Genomic DNA, 11,232 nt, shown 5'->3' with positions numbered 1-11,232 from the left:
AATTTAATTAAAATAGTTATTTCCTGCACATCCATCTAAAAACCAATCATCGTTTATTAAGCAATGGTACATTACTGTTCTCCAATCTAATAATCCAAAACTATCCAGGTAACTTTGATAAGTTTCATTTAAATGATCTATAAGTTCAGTTCTATTCCTTTGAATATGTCTTTTAAAAAATAATCTCCTACCTCTTAATTCATTATTTGCTTCACTAGAGAAAAGCTCATTTATTTTATATGCGTCGAAATGAGTTAGTGAACGACTATATTTATTATCATCCCATGTAGGTATTCGTTGAACTTTAAAATGAAAACTTAATGGTTCTGCTCTTAGTAGCTCTGCAATAATCCAAGGTTCGTTATCAACTATGTCAAAATAGGGATGAAATGTTTGATTATCTCTATTTGTTGGATAGCTAACTTTTTTATCTGTGTTGCAATCTCTACAACTTGGTACTAAATTAGTAGGGGTAACGGATAAAAAAGGATATTTACTTTTTGGCAAAAAATGATCAATAGTAGTAACATTTTTTATTGTACAATATGGACAAGTATTATATGGTACAGATATTAAAAGTTTGTCATAGAAATTTCTGCCATTATCTCTTTCTAGCATCCTATATTCGTAATATCTTATCAGAGATTCTTCAGTTAATGTAATAGAAGCGGGAATTCCTCTCGAAATTTCGTATAGTGTATTATCTTGTGTTTTTGTTATATATTGATTTTCTAACGCTATCAGTGCTGTTCTATTAGAATCAATTTCCGAAACTGTCTGTTGCCTTGGACGATCATTTAAAAAAATATCTAAAATATCATTTATAGTTTCAGTTGGTCTTGTTATGTTTTTCATTTCTTCAATTTGTCATAAAATAGACTTCTTAAAATAGATTTTCCTTCTATTCCAAGTTTATCGTTTATACTATGTAATGCTCCTTCGTAATTATCATTTTCAGAAACAATTTCCTTCAGTAGTTTATAGTAACCAGCTTCAGTAATTTCTAAACCAAATATTTCATTAGTTAAGACACCAATATTTTCACCAAAGGTTTCTATTTGCGGTCTTTCAAATTTTGAAAACTCTCCCATTCTTGTAAGTTTATATATACAAGATTTTGGAACTTCTTGTAATACGATAGGTGAATGAGTTGTCATGATACATACTGCGTTTCTATTAATCAGTAATTTAGATAATGCTCTAATAAAAGAAGAAAGTAACGGTGGGTGTAAATGCGTTTCAGGCTCATCAAAAAACACTAGGCTTTTCTCTTGTAATAATTCAACCATCTTAGTAATAGTAAATAAAATTACTTTGTGTCCGGAACTTAACCTTCTAAATTTTTGGTTTAAACTATCTTTAATCATTTCAAAGTTGTTGTCAGTAATGAACCCTATAAAATCCTCACTTCTAAAAATTGGGTCACTTTCTAGTTCCATAACAATACTTTTCCATCTGTTAATTTTTTTGGTATTTAAAACAGATTCGATACTTGTAGTGAAGTCTTCAGCAAAATTATTAATTGTATGATGCTTATCTTCACTTACATATTTAGATCCTATATAATGATACTTTATACCTGATGTACTATTCTTTGATTGAAAATCATATTCATCAAATGTGCTAAACGATATACAGATTAAATTCGAGAAATTTTCATTTTGATTATAAGATTTGAATGTAAAACTTCCTTCTTTTAAAAAATTTTGTGGATTTAAAAGGTGAATAATCATATTGTTGAGCAAATGTGATTTTCCCGCACCATTACTCCCTATTATAGTATGAATATTTGTAGGAGGATTTTGTTCTGCAACTATGTTAAATTCAATAGATTGGCGTTGTGGTTTTGGTAAAGAATAAATAAAGCTATAATTTGTTAATCGGGCACCTCCATTTGCTATTCTTCTAAATTGATTGACAACTGTAGAATAAGATAAATCCCTCAGTAACGAAAATTGAGTAACTTCTTCATTAATAACTCTATTTAGTTGTTGATCATCAATTGCTATATCATTTAAAGCATAGAGAACAAAATCTTTTAACTCTTCAGAAATTGAATTCAAATTATCATAATAAGTATCTTCAGTCCCTAAAGAAAAAAAGTTTTTATCTAACTTCTCAAATGTATCACCAATATTTAAAACTCTTTCTACAGTTCCTATTTTTTGTTGAACTCTTGCAATTCTTACTGTACCAATTTCGTCAACTTTTCCTTGATAATTTACATAGTTTATACCAAAAAGAGTTACATAACCGAAATCATTCCAGTTATTTATACTAAGAAGAATCGTATTTTTTGTGTTTTCAGGAAAGTCACCAAAAGAGTTGGTAACAAGAAATTTAAATTGTTCCATCAAATGACGTATTTAATTTTAATTATCTTATTTTTTTTAATGTTTCTATTTTAAAAAAGCCCGTTTCCAGTTTAGAACCAGAAAACCATTTACAAATAATTTCACCATCTGTATGACCTGCTGTTTTATATGCTAGAGTAAATTGTTTTGTTGTTGTTTTTCCAAAAATATCATGTACAGACATTTCAGGTCCACCTGAAATTAATTGTACAATATCTCCAATATTAATTTCCATATTCATATAGTATTTTGTCAAAATTTTTTAGCTTAGTAGAACGTTCAAATATGCTACTATTTTATTTAACATTTCGTTTAGAGTTTGTTCTATATTTAGATTTTGTAATCAAACTATCTTTATTTTCTTCTATCTTAGTCTTTGTTAATTCAATTGAATCACATTTTTTTTGTGAATAAACTTCAAATTTTTGTATATGGACTTGTAATTTTTGATTATTAATTTCAATTGCAGGTTTTGCAATTTGTATTAATGAATATATAATGAATAATATCAATAGCGAACTTAATATTATTTTCAGAATAATAATTAGTGTCTTAAGCTTGGAAATCTTAGTCCAGATTTTTTTGAAGTCGTCTTGAAAATCAGAGTATAATTTGTTATAAGTATTCTTTATTTCATTTTCTTCTTTATTCACATCTTGATCTAAACACTTAATGTTATAACTAACCATATGCAGAATGTAAAAGGCTATTATAGTATAAAAAACATAGGCGGTAAGTATTAATCCTAATATCCAAAATTTATCTTTTACTTGGTAGCTTGCAAAAGCAGCTGCACTGAAAGTTAAAGGAAAAGCAAAAACTTGTTTATTTACAGTTTCAATATTTTTCTCCAGACTTTCGAAATATTTATTTCGTTCTTCTTTAAATTTAGATTTAATTTTTTCAAAACCAAAGTCTAAGACATAATTTTCATAATCTTTTTCGGCTAAATTTAAAAGCATTTTTAAATTTTGAATGATTTCGAAAAAACGATCATTTTTATCTTTTAGATGAACTCCAGAGTTAGTTACGATTTCTTTAAAGAATTGAATAAACTCTTTTTTTTCAAATAAAAGTGTTAATTCTTGATAGACAGGTTCTAAATCCTCCAGATTTTTTACACGTTTTTCTCTATATTTATAACCAATATGATAAACTCCATTATTTTTACTTACAATTATAAATTCATTATTAGTTTCATTTGTTAGTGTAGTGAATAAGAGATTTTGTTTAAAATAATTTAATATTTTTCGATAGACATAATAATTGAAAATTATTGATTTTTCAACGGAAAATACCTCTTCTTTATTTTTCAAAATAGGCTTGCCGGTTTCTTGTAGCACTAAAATTAGTTGTTTATTAAAATTTTCTTGCCATTTTTCAAAACCATTAAAAAAATCTTCAATCCCCCAATAAATAAAAGTTTTTTTTAAAATTAAAGATGATAGTACAACCTCGATTCTATTTTTAAGGAGTATATCAACTTTACTAAATATCTCTCTAAAAAGTGTGATGTTATAGCTTTTTCGATCATTTTCAGTAATTGTGAAACTAATTTTATGACCGTCATAATTTATAGATTTTGCTTCTATATCATTTGTAAAAACAGTTAAAAACGCTTTAAGTTTATCAAAATCATCCATTATCTCCATTTACCAATTGATATTGCTTGTTTATTTGATTTACTAATGTTTTTGAGTTTATAACAATTCTATTTTCTTCTATAACAACATCGTCTTTATTTATCTTATTATAATCAACATTCAGCTCAACACCTTCAACTCTAGCTCTTATTGTGACTAAAGTTTTCCATTTTGCCGAATCTCTAACAAATTCAGGATCTAAAATGATATTATTATCCACTGCAAAATTCAAAAATGTGAGTTCTTTATCATCTCCATAAAAATGCCTTCCCATATCTTTTAAATTTACAACTCTATTAGCTCTTGACTTAGCATATTCGTAAACAGCTTTTTTAAACTCATTATGATTATTATACCTTTTATTACCATTTTCATCAATAGGTAAATCTATGGATTTAATAATCATTACCAAATTTGCGGTATTTAAAGTGTTTTTGATATAACCAGCTGCTAAAACCCATTCTCTAAAATATTTAGAAACAACACCGTTTTGTTGTGTAGTAATTAAAGCTAAATAATTTCTTTTATCTTCAGTATCGCTATATATTTCAAGATTCAGTCTCGCAGCCATAGCAATTTTATCAATATTTATATTTTCGGAAGTTTTTAATTTATAAGTATTTCCAACTTTAGTAATATTGATGCCTGATTTCTTTCTTAGTAATATCACTCCTATAAATCTTTTACCATCAACAAAGTAATCTACAAACAAATAATATCCACCTGTCGCAAATGATTCGTTTTCAATTTTTGCTTTTAAATCTTCAAGACTCTTAGAAAATGTAAAAAAATCATCTTCTCCGTCAGTAGATAAATAGTCTATTAAACTATTAGTAAAGTTATTGGATTCATTATCTTTAAAATGTGTGTTTTTAAGTGAGCTACTTTCTGTTATTGCTTTATGAACTTCAGTCATTAAAGCAATTGAAAATTCATCACTTTCCATCACATCATTTGAGAAATCCAAGGTTGTTTCAGTTTTCTTAGCTTCTTTCTCTAAGAGGTGTATTATATATTTATTTATCTTTATTTCCATGTTTTCATAAGTGTTTATTAAGTTTTTTTCGGTTTTTTCTTATACTATATTTAATCTAACTCCTTATTAAACCCCATCTTTAAAAGTTCCTTTTCCATCGGATTAATTCCTTTTTTTCGAGCTTCACTATAAAGTGTATACAATTCTTCTAAATCATCAATTCCTAATTCTTTTGCAGATTTAGCCCAATTGTATAAAGCCATTTCACTATAAGTAGCGACAAGTCCTGGTTTTATTTGGTAGCCATCGTATTCTTTTCCTTTTATAGGTGTAAAGAAGTCTAATTTTCCTTCGGTTTGCGTTTCTTTGATTATTAATGTTTTAATCTCATTTAAATCTTTAGAGCTTTCTTGAGCATAGCTAAAAGAAGATATAATGATAAAGAAATAGAGTAGTAGGTGTTTCATATAAGAGTAGTTATTAGTTTGGTGCTATTTATTTTTTTATTGTAAAACCTTTAGGAGCCTTCAATGTTCCAGAATCATACATATTTATATATATCGAAACAGTATCTTTTGCACCTTGCCAAGTAACACGATAATTGTCTAGCATAACGCTACCACTTCCAAAGGGATCGTTTTTACTTTTAATAGGACAACAGCTACCAGCTCTAAAATAGGTAACAGCTTCACCATTCGGACCCGCAAGTGCATTTAAAAATCTGCGTTCATTTTTTGGTCCTTCATTAGAAGCTACTCCACCTACTTGAATTGGATTTTTTTCTGTTCCGTAGGTAGCATCAGTAGATATCTCGGATAACTCAAAAGTATTGTTGTCTAATAAATTGGTTTTAATATTTGTATTTCTAATAGGTGTACATGCAATAAATAACAATGTCATTCCAATAAAAGAAATTTTTTTCATAACTGTAATTTTATTTTTATAATATAAATTTTGAATTGGGACTAGATTCCTACTTTCTCAAAAAAATCTGCCAGTGTTATTCTGTTATTTTTGCATATTCTAATTATTGTAGATAATCCAATTCTATATTCTAGATCCTCTCTGATTTTTCTAACAGTCTTTTCATCAATTCCATTTTCTTTTGCAAATTTGCTGTTATTATTCATAGGGTCAGCGTATTTTTCTTTTATGAAATCTACTATTTTTCTATTCTCATCTCTCATGTTAAAAAAATATATCGGATATTTATCCGAATTGTAAATTATTTTATTATATTTGTATTAGCGAATTGATAATTAGACTGTTTTAGTCATAATTAAACGATGTAATCTCGAACCGAAACGACCAATTTTCTATCGAGAGTATCGTGAGATCGCTCCATGTCTCAAAAAAGTTTTGTACTTTCGCATACGGCATGGGCGGTTTTCACATATGCTTTAGGTAGAAGCTTAAATTTATTTTAAGTCGGGTTTGGTCGCCCTCGGTACTAAAGTGTGAAACCGCCTTGCCTTTTTTTGTGCAAAGTATCTTCATACCCTAGAGTACATCGTTCCATAAACCCAAAAACTATAAATTATGAGAACGAATTTTTTAAACTCCGTAACCCAACCTCCTTAAAACTTAAGCTACCTTTTTACCCTTGTAAACAACGTACACCGTTTAGTTAAACAGGTATTGCCCATACAAACCACTAAATACGTGTACAAACCACCATTTTGAAAACGTTTTAACTTTTTCAACAAGGTCTTCTATGTCTTTAAATTCGCACTTTAAAAATAGAGGCTTTTTTTAGAAGTTACAAACATATTGTTAGATATTTTTTAAAATAAGTTTTACAAGGGGGAAAGGTTTCTATAAAATAGATAAAAATCAGTAGTTTTTTAAGGAAAACGTTTGGTGAAAAGGGGAATAGTGAATAGGGAATGAATTTGTAATTAGTAACGAGTGACAAGGTAACTGGTGACGAGCTGAGTAAGTATAATAAGGAGTAGGAAAAAGGGAAAAGAGAATCGGGAACTGAATTTGAAGTATTTCGGTTAGGTAGTTATAAAGTTAGACGGTTATAAGGTAAGTGAATTTGTATTTAGTGACAAGTTACGGGTAACGAGGTGAGTAAGTATAATACGAAACAGGGAATTGGGAAAAGAGAATCGGGAAATGAATTTGAAGTATTTCGGTTAGAAAATTATAAAGTTAGACGGTTATAAGGTAAGTGAATTTGTAATTAGTGACAAGTAACGAGTAACAAGTGACGAGCTGAGTAAGTATAATAAGGAGTTGGGAATTGGGAAAAGAGAATCGGGAAGCTAATTTGAAAATGTAATAATTTGAAAATAAAATTAAATATTCCGCAGAATCGAAACCCGACATCAAAAAGAAATACGTTAAGAAAATGAAGCTTATTGCGTAAAAAATCATTTGGCTGATTATTCGAGCGTTTATATTTGTTTTGGTTCTCATGAATACGACGCCTTTCACTTTCAGTGTAAATAGCTAAGTCATTAAGGCTTGTATTTGAAGCGAAGCAAGATTATTCGAGCGTTAATATTTTTTAAAGTTTCTCATTAATACTGCACCTTAGTCGCACAGCTTAAATAGTCAAGTCATAAAGGCTTGTATTTGAAAATGATTTAGCAAAATGCGCGCATTTTTAGAATTTCTTTTGGTAGTCTTGATCTTTTGGTTCGTTTTGCATCAAGGCAAAATGAACAGAATAAAATACCAAAACGAGTACGTACTATTAAAACCATAACAAACTCTTGAAAACTAGATGCGATGCTGACCCGAGCTTGTGAATTGTACGTAGTAAACCAAGTACAGCATGACAGAATAGAATATTTAGTACAAACAAAATACGTTCATTGAAAGAACAAAATCAATACTCAGCAGAATCGTAAACCCGACATACAGAATTTTGACGAGAATCTACAAGGTGCAATTTCGTAAAAAAGTAACCTCTGTCCGAAGCGAAGCAAGTTTATTCGAGTGTTAATATTTTTTCAAGTTTCTCATGAATACTACGCCTTACACGTGTATTTTAAAAAGCTAAGTCATTAAGGCTTGTATTTGGTTACTTTTAGAAATAAGCCGTAGTAGATCGTTAAAATACTGCGTCGAAAACCCCTTTTGTTTCTTTTGGGGGTAATCCAAACCGAAGGTTCACCGACACTTTAATTTAAAAATAACAAAGAGGAGGTAAAAGAAAGAGTGAATTATAAATCTAAAATAAACACTTGAAAAACTAAATGCGATGCTGTACTTCGACGAAGCTCAGTAACCAGTTCATCATGACATAATAGAATATTAAGTAAAACAAAATAAGTTCATTGTAATAGGGAATAAGAAAAAGAGAATAGGGAATTGAATTTGAAAATGATATTGTGATTAAAAACCCAGCATATAGCCTAAAGCTTAAAATGAATATTTAATTTGAAAATGTAATAATTTGAAGATTTGAAAATGATATTCCGATTTAGAATTCGGAATAAAGCCTAAAAATTAAAGCATAATATTGAACGAAACCAATTCAAATAAGGTTTCACAATCATTCAGAAAATGCGTAAAATAGAGATTTACATTATCTATACTTCATCAACAAAGTATATTTTCCGCAATTGTTTACTTAAAAAAAAATAACCAATCAAACCACGCAAATAAAATATCATTTCATAAGTAGGTTTATAATTGTAGAAAGTCGTGGTTTGGGAGGTTTTGTTTAGGGAATGGGGAAGTAGAGAAATAGGGAATTGAATTTGAAAATGGAGTATTCAGGTTAGGAAGTTAGAAGGTAAGTGAATTTGTAATTAGTAACAAGTAATGGGTAACGAGTAATGAGGCGAATAAGTAAAATAAGGAATCGGGAATTGGGAAAAGAGAATCGGGAAGCTAATTTGAAAATGTAATAATTTGAAAATAAAATTAAATATTCCGCAGAATCGCAAACCCCGACATACAGTCAAAATACGAGTGTCTAAAAGTTGAGAAAAGCGTAAAATCAAAAGGTGTTTAAACGAAGTGAGTTCTTTTGATTTAGTGTTCGAAACCCTTTAGACCGTATTTAGACTGCGTCGGAGCACTTTGCTTCTTTAGTGCATTTAAAGAAGAAGAAAAAAGATAAGAAATTGTAATACGTACTATAATAACCAAATGTAGTCAGAAGGTAGAATCAAAACCCTTTGAAAAAGCAGTTTAAATTATTAAGTAGAATCGTAAACCCGACATACAGAATTTTGACGAGAATCTACAAGGTGCAATTTCGTAAAAAAGTAACCTCTGTCCGAAGCGAAGCAAGTTTATTCGAGTGTTAATATTTTTTCAAGTTTCTCATGAATACTACGCCTTACACGTGTATTTTAAAAAGCTAAGTCATTAAGGCTTGTATTTGGTTACTTTTAGAAATAAGCCGTAGTAGATCGTTAAAATACTGCGTCGAAAACCCCTTTTGTTTCTTTTGGGGGTAATCCAAACCGAAGGTTCACCGACTCCCTAATTTAAAAATAACAAAGAAGAGGTAAAAGAACAAATAGAATTATAAATCTAAAATAAACACTTGAAAAACTAGATGCGATGCTGTACTTCGACGAAGCTCAGTAACCAGTTCATCATGACATAATAGAATATTAAGTACAAACAAAACACGTTCATTGTAATAGGGAATAGGGAATAAGAAAAAGAGAATCGGGAACTGAATTTGAAGATTTGAAAATGATATTCCGATTTAGAATTCGGCTTACAGTTTACAGCCTAAAGTTAAAGAAGAAAAACACTCATATATTAATTATTTAGTTAGTTGCAGAGCAAAGTACACAGTTATGATAAAAATAAAGTTTAACCCGCTAGGTTTATTGTTGAGACAGATTAGCTGTGTACGGAAGCTCTTTTTAGGGAGTGGAGAATGAGGAAAAGGGAAAAAAAATAAAAAAGCAAAACCGAAAAATATTCTAAATACCAACAGTATAGATGCTACGTACGTAGAGCGTACTTAAAGCGTATATAGAGCATGAATTGGTTTTTAAGGTAAAAGATTAAATTATAGTTTATTTATCTAATATTTTAAAGTTTATTAGATTTTTTATCAAATGAAAATGTAAAGATTTTACTTGAAGTAGATAATCAAAGATAATGAATATTTGGAAATAGTTATTAGTAATTAGTTAATAGTGAAAGGGGAATTGAGAATTAAGAATAGTGAATAGTTTATTTACTGTCACTCCTTGCTTGACAAGGAGTCTCACAAGAAATTTATAATAATACGTTATTCTACTATTTTGTAATACCAAACTAAAAAGCATTAATCAACTATTCAGCAGTATTGCAAACCAGATATCAAATAAAACAATTTAATAAATAGAATCGAAAAATCGCCCTAAATAAAACAAAACATTCTATTTTGTAGAGTCGTAAAACCGACATCAAAAAGAAATACGTTAAGAAAATGAAACAATTTTCGTTAAAAATCAATTCGCTGATTATTCGAGCGTTTATATTTGTTTTGGTTCTCATGAATACGACGCCTTTCACTTTCAGTGTAAATAGTTAAGTCATTAAGGCTTGTATTTGAAGCGAAGCAAGATCGAAATGATTTAGAAAAATGTGCGCATTTTTAGTATTTCTATTTGCAGTCTTGATCTTTTGTAACTTTTGGATCAAGCCAAACCGAAGGTTCACCGACTCCCTAATTTAAAAATAACAAAGAGAAGGTAAAAGAAAGAGTGAATTATAATAATCTTAATATATTATAAAACCAAAACATATATAAAAAGCTTGATGCGATGCCTGGTACACCCAACATGACATAATAGAATATGAAGTACAAACAAAAACGTTCATTGAAAACAAAACAAAATATTAAGTAGAATCGCAAACCCGACATACAGAATTTTGACGAGAATCTACAAGGTGCAATTTCGTAAAAAAGTAACCTCTGTTCGAAGCGAAGCAAGTCTGGTTACTTTTAGAAATAAACCGTAGTAGATCGTTAAAATACTGCGTCGAAAACCCTTTTTGTTTCTTTTTGGGGTTATCAAAAAGAATAAATAAAATATAAGAATCTAAAATGTACTATTAAAACCTAAGCAACTCAAAAAAAACAAATGCTGTATTAAGGCAAAATGAACAAAATGAATTAAAAACATAATTATTGTAAACTCTAGAATTTGAAAATAAAAATTAAAAAAAATCATATACCTAAAAGGTTTTGAAAACCTTGCAGGAAAAAAAAATCCCCCTGACTAAAGTTGGCGCTCACATCAGGGAGATAAATATTAATTAACTGATTAAAACAAGCAAAATAACC

At 29.0% G+C, this 11,232-nt stretch carries 8 protein-coding genes; all 8 read right to left on the bottom strand.

The features are described from left to right. Positions 1-3 precede the first annotated feature (3 nt). Positions 4-855, bottom strand: a complete 852-nt coding sequence (locus HW119_RS15915) for an HNH endonuclease (protein WP_177766252.1) — start codon at positions 853-855, stop codon at positions 4-6. After that, complete coding sequence (locus HW119_RS15910; protein ID WP_177766248.1) at positions 852-2,354, bottom strand: AAA family ATPase; 1,503 nt, start codon at positions 2,352-2,354, stop codon at positions 852-854. Before HW119_RS15910 ends, HW119_RS15915 begins: the two co-directional genes overlap by 4 nt. A gap of 22 nt (positions 2,355-2,376) precedes the next feature. Then, positions 2,377-2,589, bottom strand: a complete 213-nt coding sequence (locus tag HW119_RS15905) for a YodC family protein (protein ID WP_218620376.1) — start codon at positions 2,587-2,589, stop codon at positions 2,377-2,379. 61 nt (positions 2,590-2,650) lie between these two features. Next, positions 2,651-3,997, bottom strand: coding sequence for a hypothetical protein (locus HW119_RS15900; protein WP_177766242.1), 1,347 nt, complete (start codon positions 3,995-3,997; stop codon positions 2,651-2,653). Then, positions 3,990-5,033 (bottom strand): nucleoid-associated protein, encoded by a 1,044-nt coding sequence (locus tag HW119_RS15895; RefSeq protein ID WP_177766239.1) that lies wholly within the window; start codon positions 5,031-5,033, stop codon positions 3,990-3,992. The genes HW119_RS15900 and HW119_RS15895 overlap by 8 nt, the downstream gene beginning before the upstream one ends. A 50-nt stretch (positions 5,034-5,083) precedes the next feature. Continuing rightward, positions 5,084-5,440, bottom strand: a complete 357-nt coding sequence (locus tag HW119_RS15890) for a hypothetical protein (protein WP_177766236.1) — start codon at positions 5,438-5,440, stop codon at positions 5,084-5,086. Positions 5,441-5,468: 28 nt separating this feature from the next. After that, positions 5,469-5,897: a 2-dehydro-3-deoxyphosphooctonate aldolase gene (locus HW119_RS15885; protein ID WP_177766233.1), complete on the bottom strand. Its 429-nt coding sequence runs from the start codon at positions 5,895-5,897 to the stop codon at positions 5,469-5,471. A gap of 41 nt (positions 5,898-5,938) precedes the next feature. Continuing rightward, positions 5,939-6,160 (bottom strand): hypothetical protein, encoded by a 222-nt coding sequence (locus HW119_RS15880; protein ID WP_177766230.1) that lies wholly within the window; start codon positions 6,158-6,160, stop codon positions 5,939-5,941. Positions 6,161-11,232: the final 5,072 nt, after the last annotated feature.

Origin of the sequence: Flavobacterium sp. I3-2, assembly GCF_013389595.1 — a bacterium.
In the GTDB taxonomy this organism is placed as follows: domain Bacteria; phylum Bacteroidota; class Bacteroidia; order Flavobacteriales; family Flavobacteriaceae; genus Flavobacterium.
Note: the sequence above shows the minus strand (reverse complement) of the source record. Positions and strands in the feature narration are given on the sequence as shown.